Source organism: Rhizobium sp. BK313 (genome assembly GCF_014193655.1).
GTDB lineage: Bacteria > Pseudomonadota > Alphaproteobacteria > Rhizobiales > Rhizobiaceae > Rhizobium.
The window spans coordinates 1-18,203 of sequence record NZ_JACHZQ010000004.1; the positions used below are offsets into that span (position 1 = coordinate 1).

General features: G+C 57.5%; 24 protein-coding genes. 14 read left to right on the forward strand and 10 right to left on the reverse strand.

Features of this window, described 5'->3' with window-relative positions; all coding sequences use genetic code 11:
* Together FHT86_RS20300 and FHT86_RS20305 are read right to left on the reverse strand one after the other, a co-directional pair.
* Positions 1-779, reverse strand: a 779-nt coding sequence (locus tag FHT86_RS20300) for a cache domain-containing protein (protein ID WP_133709292.1), incomplete at its 3' end; no start/stop codon positions are given.
* A 133-nt stretch (positions 780-912) separates the two neighbouring features.
* Complete coding sequence (locus FHT86_RS20305; protein WP_133709293.1) at positions 913-1,137, reverse strand: hypothetical protein; 225 nt, start codon at positions 1,135-1,137, stop codon at positions 913-915.
* A gap of 58 nt (positions 1,138-1,195) precedes the next feature.
* Between FHT86_RS20305 and FHT86_RS20310 the strand changes: the two genes are divergently transcribed.
* From FHT86_RS20310 to FHT86_RS20330, 5 genes are all read left to right on the forward strand, one after another.
* Positions 1,196-1,510, forward strand: coding sequence for a DUF2282 domain-containing protein (locus FHT86_RS20310; RefSeq protein WP_104826442.1), 315 nt, complete (start codon positions 1,196-1,198; stop codon positions 1,508-1,510).
* A gap of 34 nt (positions 1,511-1,544) precedes the next feature.
* Positions 1,545-2,471 (forward strand): DUF692 family multinuclear iron-containing protein, encoded by a 927-nt coding sequence (locus FHT86_RS20315; protein ID WP_133709294.1) that lies wholly within the window; start codon positions 1,545-1,547, stop codon positions 2,469-2,471.
* On the forward strand, positions 2,458-3,273 hold the full coding sequence (locus FHT86_RS20320; RefSeq protein WP_133709295.1) for a DUF2063 domain-containing protein: 816 nt from the start codon (positions 2,458-2,460) through the stop codon (positions 3,271-3,273). Before FHT86_RS20315 ends, FHT86_RS20320 begins: the two co-directional genes overlap by 14 nt.
* Positions 3,257-3,814 (forward strand): DoxX family protein, encoded by a 558-nt coding sequence (locus tag FHT86_RS20325; protein ID WP_133709296.1) that lies wholly within the window; start codon positions 3,257-3,259, stop codon positions 3,812-3,814. The genes FHT86_RS20320 and FHT86_RS20325 overlap by 17 nt, the downstream gene beginning before the upstream one ends.
* A gap of 113 nt (positions 3,815-3,927) precedes the next feature.
* On the forward strand, positions 3,928-4,383 hold the full coding sequence (locus FHT86_RS20330) for a thiol-disulfide oxidoreductase DCC family protein (protein WP_133709297.1): 456 nt from the start codon (positions 3,928-3,930) through the stop codon (positions 4,381-4,383).
* A 69-nt stretch (positions 4,384-4,452) separates the two neighbouring features.
* Here FHT86_RS20330 and FHT86_RS20335 read toward each other — a convergent pair whose 3' ends face one another.
* From FHT86_RS20335 to FHT86_RS20350, 4 genes are all read right to left on the reverse strand, one after another.
* A complete protein-coding gene (locus FHT86_RS20335; RefSeq protein WP_166656881.1) occupies positions 4,453-4,620 on the reverse strand; it encodes a hypothetical protein in 168 nt (55 codons plus the stop codon).
* A gap of 73 nt (positions 4,621-4,693) precedes the next feature.
* Positions 4,694-5,086, reverse strand: a complete 393-nt coding sequence (locus FHT86_RS20340) for a hypothetical protein (RefSeq protein ID WP_166656882.1) — start codon at positions 5,084-5,086, stop codon at positions 4,694-4,696.
* Positions 5,087-5,159: 73 nt separating this feature from the next.
* Positions 5,160-6,794, reverse strand: a complete 1,635-nt coding sequence (groL, locus tag FHT86_RS20345; protein ID WP_133709298.1) for a chaperonin GroEL — start codon at positions 6,792-6,794, stop codon at positions 5,160-5,162.
* 48 nt (positions 6,795-6,842) lie between these two features.
* Positions 6,843-7,160: a co-chaperone GroES gene (locus FHT86_RS20350; RefSeq protein WP_133709844.1), complete on the reverse strand. Its 318-nt coding sequence runs from the start codon at positions 7,158-7,160 to the stop codon at positions 6,843-6,845.
* A 737-nt stretch (positions 7,161-7,897) separates the two neighbouring features.
* On the opposite strand from FHT86_RS20350, the gene FHT86_RS20355 reads away from it, so the two are divergent.
* The 5 genes from FHT86_RS20355 to FHT86_RS20375 all read left to right on the forward strand — a co-directional run bounded on the left by FHT86_RS20355 (position 7,898) and on the right by FHT86_RS20375 (position 11,074).
* A complete protein-coding gene (locus FHT86_RS20355; protein ID WP_133709299.1) occupies positions 7,898-8,221 on the forward strand; it encodes a hypothetical protein in 324 nt (107 codons plus the stop codon).
* 136 nt (positions 8,222-8,357) lie between these two features.
* On the forward strand, positions 8,358-8,549 hold the full coding sequence (locus FHT86_RS20360; protein ID WP_246779593.1) for a hypothetical protein: 192 nt from the start codon (positions 8,358-8,360) through the stop codon (positions 8,547-8,549).
* A 315-nt stretch (positions 8,550-8,864) separates the two neighbouring features.
* Positions 8,865-9,104: a hypothetical protein gene (locus tag FHT86_RS20365; RefSeq protein ID WP_133709300.1), complete on the forward strand. Its 240-nt coding sequence runs from the start codon at positions 8,865-8,867 to the stop codon at positions 9,102-9,104.
* 201 nt (positions 9,105-9,305) lie between these two features.
* On the forward strand, positions 9,306-9,524 hold the full coding sequence (locus tag FHT86_RS20370) for a hypothetical protein (RefSeq protein WP_133709301.1): 219 nt from the start codon (positions 9,306-9,308) through the stop codon (positions 9,522-9,524).
* Between the two features lie 1,040 nt (positions 9,525-10,564).
* Complete coding sequence (locus FHT86_RS20375; RefSeq protein WP_133709302.1) at positions 10,565-11,074, forward strand: hypothetical protein; 510 nt, start codon at positions 10,565-10,567, stop codon at positions 11,072-11,074.
* Here the strand turns inward: FHT86_RS20375 and FHT86_RS20380 are convergent.
* From FHT86_RS20380 to FHT86_RS20390, 3 genes are all read right to left on the reverse strand, one after another.
* Entirely contained in the window at positions 11,071-11,718 is a 648-nt protein-coding gene (locus FHT86_RS20380; protein ID WP_133709303.1) for a LuxR C-terminal-related transcriptional regulator, read from the reverse strand. The two genes, FHT86_RS20375 and FHT86_RS20380, sit on opposite strands and share 4 nt — an antisense overlap.
* Positions 11,715-13,139, reverse strand: a complete 1,425-nt coding sequence (locus FHT86_RS20385) for a sensor histidine kinase (protein ID WP_133709304.1) — start codon at positions 13,137-13,139, stop codon at positions 11,715-11,717. The genes FHT86_RS20380 and FHT86_RS20385 overlap by 4 nt, the downstream gene beginning before the upstream one ends.
* A gap of 154 nt (positions 13,140-13,293) precedes the next feature.
* On the reverse strand, positions 13,294-13,503 hold the full coding sequence (locus FHT86_RS20390; RefSeq protein ID WP_166656883.1) for a hypothetical protein: 210 nt from the start codon (positions 13,501-13,503) through the stop codon (positions 13,294-13,296).
* Here FHT86_RS20390 and FHT86_RS20395 point away from each other — a divergent pair.
* Positions 13,502-14,206, forward strand: coding sequence for a hypothetical protein (locus FHT86_RS20395; RefSeq protein WP_166656884.1), 705 nt, complete (start codon positions 13,502-13,504; stop codon positions 14,204-14,206). The two genes, FHT86_RS20390 and FHT86_RS20395, sit on opposite strands and share 2 nt — an antisense overlap.
* Positions 14,207-14,619: 413 nt before the next feature.
* Positions 14,620-15,321 carry a sterol desaturase family protein gene (locus tag FHT86_RS20400; protein WP_312862418.1) on the forward strand — a complete coding sequence of 234 codons (702 nt, stop codon included), beginning with the start codon at positions 14,620-14,622 and terminating at the stop codon, positions 15,319-15,321.
* Positions 15,322-15,564: 243 nt separating this feature from the next.
* On the opposite strand, the gene hutC is transcribed toward FHT86_RS20400, so the two are convergent.
* On the reverse strand, positions 15,565-16,320 hold the full coding sequence (gene hutC, locus FHT86_RS20405; RefSeq protein ID WP_133709308.1) for a histidine utilization repressor: 756 nt from the start codon (positions 16,318-16,320) through the stop codon (positions 15,565-15,567).
* Between the two features lie 194 nt (positions 16,321-16,514).
* On the opposite strand from hutC, the gene FHT86_RS20410 reads away from it, so the two are divergent.
* Positions 16,515-17,360 carry a transporter substrate-binding domain-containing protein gene (locus FHT86_RS20410; protein ID WP_133709309.1) on the forward strand — a complete coding sequence of 282 codons (846 nt, stop codon included), beginning with the start codon at positions 16,515-16,517 and terminating at the stop codon, positions 17,358-17,360.
* 117 nt (positions 17,361-17,477) lie between these two features.
* Positions 17,478-18,200: an ABC transporter permease gene (locus tag FHT86_RS20415; RefSeq protein ID WP_133709310.1), complete on the forward strand. Its 723-nt coding sequence runs from the start codon at positions 17,478-17,480 to the stop codon at positions 18,198-18,200.
* The last annotated feature ends 3 nt before the right edge of the window (positions 18,201-18,203 follow it).

Genomic DNA, 18,203 nt, shown 5'->3' on the forward strand with positions numbered 1-18,203 from the left:
TCGCGGATCTTTTCCTGCAGCGCCAGGGTGGCCTTGGCCATCAGGCCGATTTCGTTGCGCATGCCGACATGCGGGATCGCGGTCTTCACGTCTTCATCGGCAACAGCCTTCAGCGCAGCGTGAACCTCCGTCAGGGGCTTGGAGATGCCGCGGATGACGACGAAAGCACCGGCAAGTGCGACGAAAAAGAGTACGAGGCTCGACCACAAGGTCGTCAAGATCTTCCCATGGACCTGCGAATCGAGATCGTCCATGTAGACGCCGGTGATGACGACGACCTTCCAAGGGTCGAAGGCGCGTGCGTAGGCGGTCTTGCGGAAAGTGGCGTCCGCCGGCTGGCCGGGTTTGCTGGCATAGTAGTCGGTGAGGCCACCGCCCTGTTGGCCGAGCTTGACCAGTTCCTCGCGATAGTAGTGGCCCGTCGGATCGGGCTGGCCCTTCCAATTCTTGCCGACCTTCGACGCGTCGTAATGGAAGGCCATGTTGATATCGTAGTCGTAGCCGAAGAGGTAGCCATCTGGGGTATATCGAATAGCGTTGACGGCGGCATAGGCTTGGGCCTTCGCCTGTTCTTCGGTCAGTTTACCGGCCTGTTCCTGATCATAATAAAATTTCAGAACGGAAACGCCGGACTCGACCTGCGTGCGAAGCATTTCGTAGCGTTCATTGTAGATCGAGTCGACAGATGAGCGGATTTGCAGATAGGTGGCCGCCGCGAAGGCGATCATGAGCCCGGTGACGAGCAATATAAGCTGGCTTGAGATCTTCAGATTTTTCATGGCGCCCCACATCAGGATGGATCAGTGAACCCCGGTGCGGTTTGATCCCGCCTGTGCGATCGCCCAGGTGAAACCTGACGGATCTACTGCTGCTGAAAATGACATGCGGCTACCGGTAGAATTAAAAATGACTTTATTTCTCTAAGAAAACTTTAATTGAGAACAATACTTTTGGAGCTGCGATCGTGGTTAATCTCAGCGTTTCCACGATCAGCGGCCCCGTCCGATATATTGCCTTGAAATCTTCGAACAGCGGTTTTCCGATGGCGCGACGTGCCACCCGCAGCGGTGCCCGGATCGAAGTGCCGGCGATCACGCCTTCGTGACAATCTCCACTGTAACGAATCGCAATCTCCAAACGAGTACCTGACGTGCCCCAAAGACAGGGGCGTCAACGAACCCAATGGAGATAGTTCATGTTGAAAGCTACTGTGAGTTCTGTCCTGCTCGCCGGTGCGGTTACTACAGCGCTCGCGTCGATGGCTGCCGCCGCACCGCTGACCAAGGCTGAAGCCAGCGCAGCGATCGCGGCCCACAAAGAGAAGTGCTACGGTGTCGCTCTGAAGGGTCAAAACGATTGCGCCGCTGGCCCCGGAACCACCTGCCAAGGCACGTCGACCGTCGATTTCCAGGGCAATTCCTGGAAGTTCGTTCAGGGTGGCACCTGCGCCTCGCTCGACATCCCTGGTGGCCGCCACGGCTCGCTGATGCCGCTCAAGCGCGACCTCTAATCGAAACAGCCATTGGAAAGCGGAGAAGACAAAGATGAATACCCACAATCGAAACGTCGCTCCTGTCGTCGAAGCGGGTACCGAGCTCCGCTTTCCCTTCTATCCTGTTCACGGCTTGGCGGGCACGAGCTTCAAGCCGGAACATTTGCCCGCGATCCGCGCCGAAACAGGCCCACAAGGATTTTTCGAGATCCATGCCGAAAACTACATGGGCGCCGGCGGCCCTCCCCATCACGCACTCGAGCTTGTACGTCGGGATCACCCAATCTCGCTCCATGGTGTCTGCATGTCTCTCGGTGGGCCGCAGCCCCTGAATAAGGACCATCTTCGACGTTTTCGCGAGCTGGTGGTCAGATATGAACCGGCGCTTGTGTCGGAGCACCTGGCGTGGTCGACCCACGAGAACACCTATCTGAATGATCTGCTGCCATTGCCTTATACGAGTGCCACGATCACGCATGTCTGCGATCACATAGACGAAATGCAGACGACGATCGGGCGTCCCATTCTGCTGGAGAATCCATCCACCTACGTGCTCTTCGCCGAATCCTCCATGAGCGAAACGGATTTTATGGGCGAGATTGCAAAGCGGACCGGGTGTGGTCTTTTGCTCGACGTCAACAACGTCTTTGTCTCGGCCACGAACCACGGCTATTCGGCGCTGGAATATCTGTCCGATTTCCCCCTGTCGAAAGTCGGCGAAATCCATCTTGCGGGCCATGCGGAGCAGACGGATGACGAGGGCGAACTGCTGTTGATCGACAGTCACGACGGGCCTGTTGCGGACGCAGTCTGGCGTCTTTATGAGATCGTTATCGACAGATGCGGACCAATTCCATCGCTGGTCGAATGGGACAGCAAAATCCCGGACTGGCCGGTCCTGCGTGCCGAGGCCGTTGCGGCTCAGGCGATCCTCGATCGGCGGTCTCTGGCCTTGGGAAAATCCTATGCGGTCCGCTGAAGTCTTGTCCATCGGGCGCGGCGGTCCGTCATTCGCCTCGACTTTCTCCGCGTCGCTGCTCAATCCGGAACAGCAGACGCCGGTTTCAGTGGTCGGTCCGCGTGGGAAAGCTGCGGACAAGCGCTACAACGTCTACCGGAACAACGTCACCGTCAGTCTGATCGAGGCGCTGGCTGCGACTTTCCCCGCGATCCAACGCATAACGGGACCGGATTTCTTTCGCGCGATGGCGCGCTTCCACGTTCGCGAGACGCCGCCGACGTCACCGCTTTTGTTCGAATACGGTCGCGACTTCCCTGCTTTTATCGATACCTATGAATACGCACAGTCGATGCCATGGTTGGGCGATGTCGCACGGTTGGAGCGGGCGTGGCTGGACGCCTATCACGCTGCCGATTGCGCGATCATCACGGCGGATGATCTGTCGCGCGTCGCACCGGAAGAGTTGCCCGACCTTCGCTTTCGTGTCCATCCAGCGACGATAATTCTGTCCTCTAAATTCCCGGCCGTGACGATCTTCGCCGCGAACCGAAGCTCCGAGCCGGTAGAGCGCATCGAGCAGGTCGTTCCCGAGGATGCGTTGATCACACGACCGGAACTCGATGTCGTGGTTCGGTTACTGCCGCCCGGCGGAGCTGCATTCCTCGTCAGCCTTGCCGATGGTGATGCTCTCGGGGCGGCTGTGGCTGCGGCGCTGGCTGTCAATCCGGCGTTCGATCTTGCGGGCATGGTCGCAGAGATGATCGATGCCGGCGCTTTTACGGAGATTTACATGGAGAATTCCAATGTCGAAAATGCTTGAGACATCGGCCGTGAACAAGCCATTCGCACCGATCGTTGGATTGGTCGAAAAGGCAAGCTGGCTGGTTCAGATGATTGCTCAGCCTTCGTTTGTGCAACTCGTTCTGCGTGTCGGGCTGGCCGTGCCGTTTTGGCGATCCGGCATCCTCAAATGGGACGGATTCCTGCAGTTGAGCGATACGGCCGTTGAGCTCTTTACGGATGAGTTCATGCTGCATCTGCCCGGCGGGCCCTATCCCTATCCGGCGCCTGCGGTGATGGCATTCCTGTCGGGCACCGGGGAGGTGGTATTTTCGACCCTTCTGGTGCTCGGCCTTGCCACGCGCTTTGCAGCGACAGGTCTTCTCGGCATGACAGCAATCGTTGAACTGACCGTTCCCGACGGGTGGCCCGTTCATATCACCTGGGCGGCGATGGCGCTCGGCATCATGGCCTGGGGGCCGGGACGTTTGTCGTTGGATTATCTCGTCCGACGGGTTCTCGGGTTGGCTACGCCGATCAGGACGGCTTCGCCAGCGGTGCCAGCGGAAAGTCAGCCGTAGGGTCCGAGGTGCCCAGTCTTATAGAAAACGGCGTATGCCTGACGGCTGCGCCAGCTTTCACTTGACGCAAAACTTGTCGCGACGTTCACTGCGCTTCGGAGACAAAGCTGCCGATGACTGATCTCGCATCATACAGTTTCAAGAACGATCCGGACGTGCCACCCCACGATCATAACAAGGATCTCATCGTTTTCGACCACGAGTGTATTTTCTGCTCTTCATTCATCCGCTTTGTCTTCGCCCACGACCGCTCCGGCCGCTTCCTGTTCACGGCCGCACAGTCTCCGCTTGGACAGGCGCTTTATCGTCACTACGGTCTCGATCCGACGGACTTCTCGACCAATTTGGTAATCCTGGATGGCAATTTGCACACGAAGATGGATGCGTTCGCTACCGCTATGCGATGTCTCGGTTTCCCTTGGAGCCTTTTTGCCGTCGTGAACATGATGCCGCGGCGATTGGCCAATGCGGCATACGATCTGATTGCCAAGAACAGGTACCGCATTTTTGGCAGATACGAGATCTGCCTTGTGCCATCCAAGGAATTGCGCGCGCGTGTCATCGAATAGCTCTGCCGAGGCATGAAAGGAACCTCTTGGTGATCTCTGGGGCAAATCGTGTAGAAACCCAATCCGCTCTCAGATAAGGCGGTCGTCGTCAGCCGTCTGCCGCGCACGGCGACGCACACCGTCCGTGCCTGACTTCTTGGCTCCGTCGGCCGCTGTCTCGGAAACTTTTTCCGGGCGCTTGTCCTCGGCTTCCTTCGGCAATGGCTGCGGCTCGGTCTTTTTCACGAAACGGATCATTCGTCATTCTCCTGCTTTGACAGATTGAGAAAGCGCTCCGCACAAACATGGGAGCGCTCTCGAAAACAGACTCTTAGATGGCGAGAGCGGTAGCGCAGCCTTCGACGCTGCGGCTATCGGGCGAAGTTTGTCCAGGCATGGTCGCCCAACCGCCGGCCTCGACGAACTGACGCTTCTTGTAGCTGTCGCTGAGCGCCTTGAACTCGACAAGTTTCGCGGTCGCATCCGGTGCCGCGTTGAACCGCTGCACACATATGGCGGACGCCAGTTCTCCGCGTGCAACATCGCCTGCGGTCGTCGCTGCTGTGCGTGACGTGCCTCCCGTCACCCAGCCGCCCCAGCTGAATCCGATGATCATCGTGGCGACCGCCGTGCCGATGCAGGCCCATACGAGGAACGTCTTGGATGGCTGATAGCTCTCGAAACGCTGGGTGATCGATGTCTTGCTGCTGCCTTGCATGGCCATTGGAGTTCTCCCTGTTTATCGTTGTTTGGGTTCCGTCGCGGGCCGCGCTGGCCGAACGGTGCAGGCACTGCTGTCAGTATCCCATACCAGCCATGCCGCCATTTCCGGCCGTCGTGGCAGATTCTCTTGCGGGAATGTCGGCAATCATGGCTTCGGCGGTGATCAGAAGCGCTGCGATCGAACCGGCGTCCTGCAAGGCAGTCCGCACGACCTTGGCGGGATCGACGATGCCGGCCTTGACCATATCGACATAGGTTTCGGTCTGGGCGTCGAAACCCTGATTATGATCTTTGCTGTCGATGAGTTTTCCAACGACGATCGAGCCTTCGACACCGGCATTGTCGGCGATCTGCCGGATCGGGGCTTCAAGCGCCCGCAGCACGATCGAGATGCCCGCCGTCACATCGGCGTTTTCTCCCGTCAGCCCGGAGAGGACCGACTTCGCACGCAACAGCGCCACGCCGCCACCGGGCACAATACCTTCCTCGACCGCCGCACGGGTGGCGTTCAGCGCGTCGTCGATGCGGTCCTTCTTTTCCTTGACCTCTGTCTCGGTCGCGCCGCCGACGCGGATCACCGCGACGCCGCCGGCAAGTTTCGCCAGCCGCTCCTGCAGCTTTTCCTTGTCGTAGTCGGAGGTCGTCTCCTCGATCTGTGCCTTGATCTGCTGTATGCGCGCCTGGATGGTCGCTTTCTCGCCGGAACCGTCGATGATCGTGGTCGTGTCCTTTTCGATCAGCACGCGCTTGGCGCGCCCCAGCATGTCGACCGTAACGTTCTCGAGCTTGATGCCGAGATCCTCGGAGATCATCTGGCCGGCCGTGAGGACCGCAATATCTTCCAGCATGGCCTTTCGGCGATCGCCGAAGCCCGGAGCTTTGACGGCCGCAACCTTCAGACCGCCGCGGAGCTTGTTGACGACCAATGTCGCCAGCGCTTCGCCTTCCACGTCTTCGGAGATGATCAGCAGCGGCTTGCCGCTCTGCACCACTGCTTCAAGAATCGGCAGCATCGCCTGCAAATTGCCGAGCTTCCTCTCGTAGAGGAGGATGTAGGCGTCCTCCAGTTCGACACGCATCTTCTCGGCATCGGTGACGAAGTACGGCGACAGGTAGCCGCGGTCAAACTGCATGCCCTCGACGACGTCGAGTTCGGTTTCTGCGGTCCTGGCTTCTTCAACCGTAATGACGCCCTCGTTGCCGACCTTGTCCATTGCCTTGGCGATCATCTCGCCAATGGTCGCATCGCCATTGGCGGCAATCGTGCCAACCTGGGCGATCTCGCCGGAGGACTGGACCTTCTTGGCCCGCGCCTGAATTTCTTTGACGACGGCGGTCACGGCAAGGTCGATGCCTCGCTTGAGGTCCATGGGGTTCATGCCGGCGGCGACAAGTTTCGCGCCTTCGCGCAGGATGGAGGCGGCGAGTACTGTCGCCGTCGTCGTGCCGTCGCCGGCAAGATCGTTGGTCTTCGAAGCCACCTCGCGTACCATCTGTGCGCCCATGTTCTCGAACTTGTCGGCGAGTTCGATTTCCTTGGCAACGGTGACGCCGTCCTTGGTGATGCGCGGCGCACCATAGGCCTTGTCGATCACGACATTGCGGCCCTTGGGACCAAGCGTCACCTTGACGGCGTTGTTGAGCAGTTCGACACCACGGAGCATGCGATCGCGCGCATCGGTGGAGAATTTGATTTCCTTGGCAGTCATGATGTTCGTCCAGTTCGGTCTTGAGATTGCGGGGGCGCGGATCGATCGTCAGGCGATCTTCTGGCTGGCCGCATCAGTCTTTCCAACGATGCCCATGATGTCGGCCTCCTTCATGATGAGGAGCGCCTCTCCATCGATACTGACCTCTGTTCCGGACCATTTGCCGAACAGGATTGTGTCGCCAGCCTTGACATCGAGCGGGATTAACGTGCCGCCTTCATTGCGTGTGCCCGGACCAACAGCGATCACGTCGCCTTCCTGGGGCTTTTCCTTGGCGGTGTCGGGAATGATGATCCCGCCTTTCGATTTGAGATCGCTTTCCGCGCGTCGGATGACGACGCGATCGTGGAGCGGACGGAATTTCATAGGAGTTCTTTCTGCAGCCGGTGCATAGGGCGGCTGAAATGCATATATAGCATTTTTGGCACTCGATTGATAGGAGTGCCAAGAAATATTGTGTTCAACTGAAAATAAAGATAAAATATTATTTGGATATTGCGCTTCCAGCGCTGATATAAACCGGACGAAACGCGCCAATTATATCCGTAGTTTTATTTTGGCACCCGGAAATTTATTGACAGTTATTCATAAGGAAATCTGCATAAGCCTTGATTAAATTCCAATACTAGCGTAAGCATAAGACAGATTTATTTGGCCGTCCCGGCTTTCGCGGTGTCAGAGATCCACGGCCCGCCATGCTCCACCAAATTCTCGATAATGAGTGCATGGCACAGATCCGGTGTGCATCGCACTTATCGAACCCTTTCATGAGCCTCTGAGCCGAGCGCGGATGTGCCGGCAGAATTGAGACCATTCTGGTGAAGATGGGATGAAGGCGACGCACCCGCCTGTCCCTGCAAAGCACCACAATCGTGATCGGCCGCACCACACAGACAGTCGTCCTCCTGTCGTTCTCATTCCTGCAGACAGGTTTCAACGCCTGCAACAGGCCGATGAACGTGATGGGAAGCTATTGATTGATCTAGCGACGTGTCGGCCCTCATTCATCCGCCGACGATCACCGTCTGAAGTGCGAGCCAACAGTTGGTGCCGAACAACCTGTCAGACCCCAAAACCGCACTCGAAAAGGACCACGAGCAATTATGAGCGCCACCAGCATCTTGAAAGGCAACACCCGTCCCATCCGACGCGACGCCGCCACGCATCTTTTTGCGGTGGGACAGGCCGTCTGGATGAAGAATGGTTCCGGGATGTCCGCCTCCACGTTCAGGAACACCTACCGTATCACGGGCACGCTGCCTGCGAGAGGAGGTGTGCTGCAATACCGCATCCGAAATGATGACGAGCCTCATGAACGGGTGATGGCGGAAGACAAGCTGGAACTGGTACGGGCGTCGTCCGCCGGTGACCGAGCAACGCTCATCGAGAAGACGTTTGGCCATGACAGAAGCTCTCGATTTCGCTAGCGCGCCAAGGTCGCGCGTCCGCTTGCGCAGTTTGTCGACATGCCGCAGCCGTACTGCTTGCCATGACGTTCGATGACGCGGTCGGCACAATGCCGGCATCGAAGGCATCGAAATGCAAGGAAGGAAGGTTGAGATCATGAAAACGAACAGCAACGAAATTGATCGAAGACGGAACGCCTATGCTATCGGGATTTGGGAGAACGAGGGTGGCGCACCCGGCCGCGATTCCATGGACAACCAATGCGGCCACCGCGTCGAGCTCGATCGCTCCTGGACCATCCATCATTTCTCACCGGTGCTCCGACGCGGGCGTATGGCCGCACCATGATGGCATGAGCAGCCGGACGCCATCAAAGGGATGTCGCTCAACCGTTTCAACACGGGACGCCGAAAGGAATGGAACAGGCTTTTTGGTTTCCCATTTTAGGTTGGCAGTCGCAGTCACCAGGTGGCTCAGTGCTTACGCACAGTGAGGTCAGCTGATTGACATTCTAAATATATCGGCGGCGATTGAGGAGTTTTGTTCGTCGGATGGAAATTATAAACTATAGTTTAGCATATGATATACCAAATATATTGAATAGTATTCTTGATTATATTTTGAGACGCACCATATTATTCATCTGAACCGAGGAGGTGTATCATGGTCAACACTAAGGAATTTGCTGCCAGCTCCAATGGAGATCGCTGGTTTTTAGAGTCGGATGACGCGACGAATAGTCTCGTCGTGCTCCACCGCGCAAACATATCATCTGGCGGCCATGAGACCCGCACGGCGATCGAGACATTCCTCAATATCCGGCCTTTTGGCCCGGAGAGAGAAGCGCTGCTTGCCATTCTCGGCCCCGACCACGGCAACCAAGCGGAAAGCAAGGCGTGGTGAACTTGTTTTGAACACCAACACGCCCACTTAGGGTTTGTCGGCATTGCTCATGAGCGCTGATTGATTTTGTCGCTCGCTATTGTCGCAGGCGCTTTCTGCTTTTGACCACGGATGTACTGGCACTGGCAAAGGAAGTGACGTGACGACGGTCGGTGCGATTTCGCGCCGGCCTTTTTTGTTGCCGTCATTATAGGAGCCAATATGACATCGGATGGCGTTAAAGACGGGATCAGGCGATTTTCGACTGATGAAAAGATTGCAAATTCGGATAGAGCTGCTCGTCAAATCATCGCCAAAGAAAATGCGCAACGAGCGTCGAAGAGTGATCGGTTGCGGCAGGCGCGCTTAGCCCAGGAGGCCGAAAGGTCACCGCTTGTTGAAAAGCCAAAGAAATCCAGGGCGCAGCTTCGCAAGCCATAGGTAGCGCTGACCGGCGGCCTTGGATTTGTGCTGGCGGACGGACCCCTAATTGAAATTCGCCGATTTCAGAATGATCGGATTTTCTTCCGTGGGACCCGTAGTAACCACAGAACCGTTTGCGACTGCGACACCTCGACAGGCCCACCAGCAGGCCTGGGTCGATGAGCCGGGTAAGCAGATTTTCCGGTCTCCAAGCCATGCGCCTTGCTATGGGAGCTACATCGACAGGCTTCCGAAACGGCTTCCATCGATCGTTGTCGACTGGGACGCTACGGCTGGATGTCTTTGAGCCAACGATACGTCGTCAATTCTCGACGCCGAAGGACACTGATGCATCTCGATTGCAAGAAGCGTTACGGCCTCCGCCAAGGCCTTCTCCGCGTCGGTGAATGGTAGTGCCGAACCTGCCTCTCTTGCACGGCCGTATATTTCCGCACATGCAATTACGCGCTCGGCGCGGTAACGGCATTCAGGCGTCGATTCGACAAGCTCCAATGAGAGCCGGAGATTGATCGCTACCTGAAGAACGAAAGCAGCCGCTGAGAAATCGACAATGGCGCCGGGTGGCGTCGTTTGATCCAGGTATTTCTTCCACTGCGTTTTCACTGTGATGTCTCTCGTATCGCGCTGGCCCGATATGACCGGAAAGGGCGGCGGAAATCTCTATGCCGACGGCGTTCACGACAATCTGTCCGCTTCCCACCAGCAACCGAGCAGGACGGAAGACATCCATCTCCCCTCTATCCGGTGCATCCACTACCCTCAGACAGTAGTAACCGCAGGGCCAGCGCTCTTTCAATCTCGCCGTTCGTCATCGGGGCTTCAGTCCAGTCTGCCTTGCGACCTTTGTCTGATAACACGCTGGACGAAGGTCTTGGCCGACATTGCAAAAGTCCGAGATTTGCGCTTTAGCCAAGACAACGGTTGACGGCTCCGCCGCAGAAACGATCTGATATTGTTGCGGAGAAGCCGTTCCGACGATGAACGGACAGTCTTTCCGTTATGCAGTCGTGCATCCATGCGCGTGTAGGAGGCCAGCTATGTCTTTACGCGAAAAGTCGATCGCCGTTCTTCTCGGTGTTTCGTTTACGCTGGTGCTCGTGGCAACGCCTTACACCGTCGAGATTCGTGGATCCTCCCTTGGGCTTGTTGCACAAACCGCCGACGCAAAAGGCGGCAACGGAAATGGTGGGGGTAATGGCAACGGCGGGGGTAATGGCAACGGCGGAGGTAACAGCGGGAATGGCGGCGGCAATAGCGGGAATGGTGGCGGCAATGGAAATGGAGGCGGAAATGGTAATGGGGGCGGAAATGGTAATGGCAACGGAAATGGCAAAGGAGCCAACGGAAAAAGCGCCAAACAGGGACAAAGCGACTCGGACGACTCGACGGGTGCCAATAATACGTCAATGGAAGTGCATCACGACGATGGCATGAGTGAAGAAATACAAAATGGACGTTATGTCATGAAGGATTCGAGGGGGCGCACCATCATCAACCGGAGTGCGACCACGGCCGATCATCTGAGACTGAGGTCGTTCCTTCACTAGCCCCGTTTTTCAAGGGCATCGCGAAAAGCCATCGCAGCTTCCGTTCGGTTTGCAACGCCCAATTTCGCGAATATCTGGGTCATATGATGCTTCACCGTCTTTTCGTGGAGATCAAGCTTCAGACCGATCTGCTTATTGCTCAATCCGGCTGCAACGAATTGAAGAACCTCGCTTTCCCTGCCTGTCAGGTCGCGAAGAAGATCCGCTTTTCGCAGGGAGGCGTTTCCGTCGCCGGAGATCAGTCGGGCGGAAAGGGTGGGGGCGACGTAGCTTTCTCCCGAGGCTACCGTGCGGAGGATGTCGGCTAAGGCTCTCGAGCCTACGCCCTTCAGAACATAGCCTTTTGCCCCGCTCCTGAGGGCGGTGGTCACATCGTCGCTTGCTTCAGAGACGGTCAAAATCACGATTTTCTGACCTGGCACCCGCTCGAGGATCAGCGGGAGTGCATTCAGGCCTCCACCGGGCATGGAGATATCCATCAACAGAACGTCCGGACGCGCGTCCTCGGAAATGCGAATCGCATCTTCCATCGTGCTGCCTTCGCCAACGATCGCAAAGCCGTCGATCTCGGCAAGGCTACGAATGACCCCCTCCCGAAACAGCGGATGGTCATCGATTACCGCCAGACTGATTGCTGTCGTCATGCCTGCTCCATTTCTATTGCGCTCAGCGACATTTGAACGACCGTGCCGCCTTCGGAAGACTTCAAGTCGAACGTGCCGCCGAGACTCTCCACTCTCTCTCTCAGCCCCGCCAAACCAAGGCTGCTCGGCGGAATATGTGCCGGATCGAAACCAGGCCCTTCGTCCGATACTGCGATCATGATCTGCCTGCCTTCAATGGTTTGTTTCACTCGCTGTGCTGCGCCTTTCCCGTGACGGTATCCGTTATTCAGCGCTTCCTGAACGAAGCGGTATATACATATTTTGGTGGATGTCGAAAGCTCTTGCGCCGTGTCGGAAAAGGATAGGCCGACCGCGACGCCGGTTCGTTGCTCATGGGCGCGGACTGCGTGTTGCAATAGTTCGGCCAGGTTCGCCGCCTCGATGTGCGGCAGCACCAGCCCGCTGCAGATGCTTCTAATGTCCGCCATCGCATCGTCCAGGCTTGATTTGATCGCGGCAAGCGACCGCTCTCTTTCATGTGTCGGAGTGGCTGGGTTCACCAAAGCGGGGCTATCCAATCTCAGTGATGCATAGGCAACGAGCTGGGCGGGTCCATCATGCAAATCGGCGCCGATGCGTCTCAGGTAGCTCTCGTTGAGGGCGGCGGCACGTTGTGAAGCTCTTTGAACGCGGGCGTGCAGCATTTCATTCTGCTGCAGGAGTGCCGACAGCTCGCCGATGCGCGCTTTAAGCGCGCTGCGCTGGCTTTCAATCGTCCGACTTCCACGAAAAACGATAATGGAAAGAATGAGAAAGAACGTCAGTGTGAACAGGGCGACCGCCAGCCAGCTTCTGAAACGCGCCTGGTTCAGGCTGCGTTGGAAGTCGTACGCCACCTCATAAAATTCGGAAACGGCTACGACCTTGCCCGACCAGGGCTGGAGGACCGGATTGTAGATCTCCAGAAGCGGCTTGCCGCTGTTGCGCTCGGCAACGCTTTCGACGTCGTCGAGCTGATTGAATTGCGCCACCATCGTGCCGGCAAATGCCGTCTTCAGGTCATTGCTGAGCGGAAACTGCTTCCCCATAAGGTTTTTGTCGTTGGAATAAAGAATAGTGCCGTCGTTACGCCAGAGGCGAAAGGACATGAGGCGGCTGCCAAGTGCGCCTTCACCAAGTGTTTCGTCGAGCGCGCGTGTCACCGTATCGTCCAGGACCTCGGTCCTCTGCATATCGGGAAGCAGAGGCGCAATGACGCTGTCGACATAAAGAGCGGTGCTGGCGGCAGAGTTGCGCGTGACGGCATCCTCGATGAGGCTGGTGACGAAGGCGCCGACGAGAAGCATCGCGCAGGCGCAAACGAAGCCGCCAATCAGCAGAAATTGTTTCGCCAGAGATTGGGAATTCCAGCCGGCGAGTAAACGAACCGGCGACAGCATTGACTTCATATTCGTCCGCATGTCTGGCTACTTTCAGCGATGACCACCCCATCCGACATACCTATCGCAGCCGGGCAACGCGTCAAATGGCGGTAGGTTCATCTCACGGGCAAGTCCCAGCATTGACGCAACCCCACGCCCCCGCGGAACCTATGAGACTTTTGGTCATCAGCAATCAGGCTAAGGTCGGATCGCCGGCGGCATTGGTCTGACCTAGGTGGAAACTTTCATTTACAGCAATATTGTGGCGAACAGCGCGGTTGTTCGTTGCTCGTCCCGCGTCGCAGTTGCGTGGGGCGAGCGGCGTGGTTGCCGGTTGCTCGTCCTGCGCCGCAGTTGCGCCGCCGCGGAAGAGCTCGATCTGGAATGAAAGGAAGAAGCGCATGAAATTCGGTTCAGTGTTCGGAACGACCATCGTTGCCCTGACGCTTGCCGTCGCTCCAGCGGGTGGCGCCGCGGTCGGTCTCGCAGACATTGCCTATGCCAAGGGTGGCAATGGCAACGGAGGAGCCGGTGGCGGCAATGGAAACGGTAGTGGCAATGGTAACGGTAACGGCAACGGCAATGGTGGAAGCCATGCCAACGACCATTCCAGTCACGCAAAATCTGACGATGCACAATCTGACAACACAGATGGGAGCGTCGGGAACGTAAAGCACGCGACTCACCCCTCGAAGTCAGCGATTGCCAACAGGAAGCTTGAGAAGCCTGCCACGACCAAGCTCAAAGCGCAGGCGGCGGAGGTTGGCAGCCTCAATTCGCTGAAGCGGAATTATCACGCCTACATGAATTCGCAGGATCCGAAGATGGCGGCTGTCAGAGCCTATGTCATGGACTATGCCGAATTCGAACTCCAGAACGGAACCAACGCTGTTCCGACGGACCCTGCCCTCAGTGACGAGGCCCTGCGCTCGGCTCTGGCTCAGGCCTCGAAGACCGGTGTGGTGACCGACCAGAGGCTTGCCGAGGCCAAGGACATACTGGGCGTCGGACCCGCCTTCGGCAAGATAGATCAGGTTCGCGATGCTCTGGAAAGATCCACCGTTAATACCGCCCCATCGGACGGTACAACAGAGCCCGCTGATTAAAAGCTCGCTTCGGCGCGTGCGAAATTGACTCCGATCCGGCTGGACCGCCCCTCCGCCGGATTGCGATGAGCCTGGCAACCAACATGCCTATCGTGTTGGTCGCCAGGCTTTTTAGTGTTTTCACCCGCCTGTTTTCGGCAGGATGTTTCATCGCCTGATGTCGCCGATATTGCCAGACTTGGCGGCGCGTCACTTGCCTGTCATTTTTTTAAGAGACATCTTGTTTGACATACTTCTATGCTGCTTCGCGATTAGCCGGCTTCAGCGTCGGCATTTCGCGAACGAGATAGAATGGGATGCAGTTTTAGTGATACGGGCGGGAGCCGCTCTGTATCGGCCTTACGTGGTCTCATAAGCGATAAATCGAGAGAGATTCACCGCTTATGTGCAAATATTAAAGTGCTTTCGCTTCTGTGCACGTTCTCAAACAAACGGCGACAGAGGCACATGAATCGTTTCTGCCTGTAAAGAATGAAGAAGAATCTTATGACGAATCTTCACAGTCAATGCCGCGAGCAAGCCATATGAGGCGACCTCTCGCGCGAAAACCAAATGCGATCGCTTATTACACTGATTTTATCGTCTATCCGATCGTCGTTGTCGGACTGATCGCCGCCTATTTCATTTTGGGTTATGATGGCGAACCTTTGACCTGGCTCGCTGCGATCGTGATCGGGGCAGCCGCATGGACGTTGGTCGAGTACCTCATCCACCGCTTCGTGCTGCACCATGTCGTCTATATACGCGATATGCACGTTCAACATCACAACGCGCCGGCCGAACTGATCGATACTCCGATCTGGCTGAGCCTGTTTTTCATGGTCGCGGGTGTATTGTTGCCATCATGGTTAGCCTTCGGCTTCGGTGTGGCCTCAGGCTTCACCGCCGGCATGACGCTTGGTTATCTCACCTATGGCGCCATGCATCACGCCATGCATCACTGGCGGATTCCGCACGGCACCTATCTCTACCGGGCCAAGCGCTGGCACGCACAGCATCATGCCTCTACCGATGAGGGTAACTATGGTGTTTCATCACTTTTCTGGGACCATGTGTTTGGCACGGTGCTACCGGACCCTGCGGTGACGAGCAGGAAGAGACGGGGCGACGGCTGAGCATGTTTGCGTGAAGACGCGGATCATTCCGCCCAGCTTTATTTGCCACAAGGTGTTCGACAAAGAATGGCGATTTCTCTTGCCGGGTCGGCATGCGCGCGAAATTCCCTTCAGCAGTTTGAGAGAATTTCGGATGGCATGCCGCGCCTGACTTATTCCGGCGCTCGCCAAGCAGTGCCGGTGCGCTTTCTGCGGAAATCGCGAATAAGTGGACGGTGTTCCATATACAAGATGGCTAGTGATTTATTCCTCGAACACTTTGCCGCTGCGCGCTTCAAGCCGGTAGCGATGTCCGGGATAGACGAGGCGGGCGATCGAGACCACCTGACGCGCCGACCAGGTGCGCCGGCGAATCGTCAGGCACGGCTCGGTCTTCAGCACGGTTAGGAGCTTGCATTCCCAGGGCTGCGGCATCGCCGCCTCGACGATGTGCTCGGAACCGCTGAGCGGGGCTGCGGCTGTCAGATAGACATTCGGCGTCAGCGTCGTGAAATCCTGCTCGAGGTATTCGGGAGCTGCTTCCGGATGGACGAAACGGTCCTCGATCTGTACAGGAACCCCGTTTTCGCTATGGACGATCAGCGAATGGAAAACCGCCCCGCCGATTTCCAGCTCGAGCGCGTCGGCAACCTCGGGAGAGGCTGTTTCCCGGGCCAGAACGACAACGGAGGCCTCGTGAACATGGCCGCGTTCGGCGATCTCGTCGGCGATGTTGCGCACTTCAAACAGCGCCGAATAACCCTTGCGCTCGGCGACGAAGGAGCCGACGCCCTGAATGCGCACGAGCTCGCCCTCGTTGGCGAGTTCTCGCAGCGCTCGGTTGGCGGTCATCTTGCTGACGCCAAGTTCCACGACTAGCTCGTTTTCCGAGGGAACACGATGCTTCGGCGGCCATTCGCCGCTCTGGATCCGATCCAGGATCATCTGTTTGACGCCGGCGTAAAGTGGGCCGGAGTCGTTTTCAGCCAGCTCACGTTTCCGATCGGTAGCGCGTTTCATTGCCTAATCCTTATGCAGCCGCGAATTTCGCCTGTAAATCGACTTGGCACTTGCATATCACAAAATATCACATATGGTACCCTATACAACTATCCGATCGATCTGACCAGCAAATGCCGGTCGGTGAACGGCAAGCCGGCGAAGACTGGCGTAAAACAGAGATTGACTATTTCGACCTCAAGAGGAGAACTTCGATGAAGATTAGACATGCCCTTCTTTCCGGCGCCCTGGCGCTCTCCGTTCTTGCCGGCCCCGCTGCTCAGGCGAAAGACTGGAAGACCGTTACCATCACGCTCGAAGGCGCGTATGCGCCATGGAACCTGACCAACTCCGACGGCACGCTCGGCGGCTTCGAACCGGAGCTGGCCAAGGTCCTGTGCGAGCGCGCCAAGGTCGAATGCAAGCTCGTGGCGTCCGATTGGGACGGCATGATCCCGGCTCTGAACGCAGGCAAGTTCGACGTGATCATGGATGCACTGTCGATCACCGACGAGCGTAAGCAGGTCATCGACTTTACCGTTCCCTACGCCGCAACGCCGGCAGCCTTTGCGACCGCAAAGGACAGCCCGCTGGCCAATGCCGCCGGCACTGGTTCGAGCATCAAGATGACGCCAGGTCAGACCGGCGTTAAGGAGATCGGCGCGCTGAAGGAAGCCTTCAAGGGCAAGACCATCGGTATCCAGGCTGGCACGGTCTACGCGAAGTTCATCTACGACAACTTCGGCGACGTCGCGACGATCCGCGAATACAAGACCGGTGCTGACCGTGACCTCGATCTGCAGAACGGCCGTATCGATCTCGGCTTCGACGATGCCGTCTATTTTGAGACCGCCTTCGAGTCTGCCAACGGCGCTCTCGGCTTCACCGGCCCGCAAATTGCCGGCCCGATCTGGGGCGCCGGCGAAGGCCTCGGCGTTCGCAAGGCCGATACGGACCTGCGTGACATGTTCAGCGCAGCAATCAAGTCGGCGCTCGCCGACGGCACCGTGAAGAACCTCTCCATGAAATGGTTCAAGACGGACGTCTCGCCGCAGGAATAAGCCTTGGCCGGCGCTTCCGGATAGCGGAAGCGCCGGCTTTCGGCTTCAATGCCGCTTGCCGCATGGTATGTTTGAACAATCAAGAAGACTGACCGCTCGGTACGGGGAACGAACGAGATGGCGACATTGCAATTGATCGGTTTCGGCTCGACCGGCTGGGGCGCCCTGCTTCTGCTGGGGGCGCTGATGACGCTAAGTGTCACTGCTGTCGCGCTGGCGACCGGCGCCGTCTTGGGCGCGATCGTCGCGGCGGCAAAGCTTTCCGGCAATCTGATCCTGAAGACGCTTGGAAACGTCTATACGACTGTTTTCCGCGGCGTGCCGGAGCTGCTCATCATCTATCTCATCTATTTCGGCGGATCGAGCGCGATCACCAGCATCGGCAAGTCCCTTGGCTATGAAGGCTTTCTGGGGATGCCATCCTTCGCGGCCGGTGCGCTTGCGGTCGGCATCATCTCCGGCGCTTATCAGGCCGAAGTGTTCCGGGGCGCCTATCTTGCGATCTCCAAGGGCGAGCTTGAAGCTGCCTCGGCGATTGGAATGCATGGGGCCTTGAGATTTCGGCGCATTATCATGCCACAGGTGCTGCGCTTCGCCCTTCCAGGCATGGGCAATGTCTGGCAGTTGAGCCTCAAGGATTCCGCGCTGATTTCGGTCACCGGCCTTGCCGAGTTGATGCGCACCAGCCAGGTCGCTGCCGGTTCGACCCGGCAATACTTCCTCTTCTTCATTGTCGGTGGCGCGCTCTATCTCATCCTGACGAGCCTGTCGGATCGTGTCTTCAACACGGCCGAGCGGCGTGCCAATCGCAGCATGCCCTCCGCAATGGGCCAGGCCTGAGGA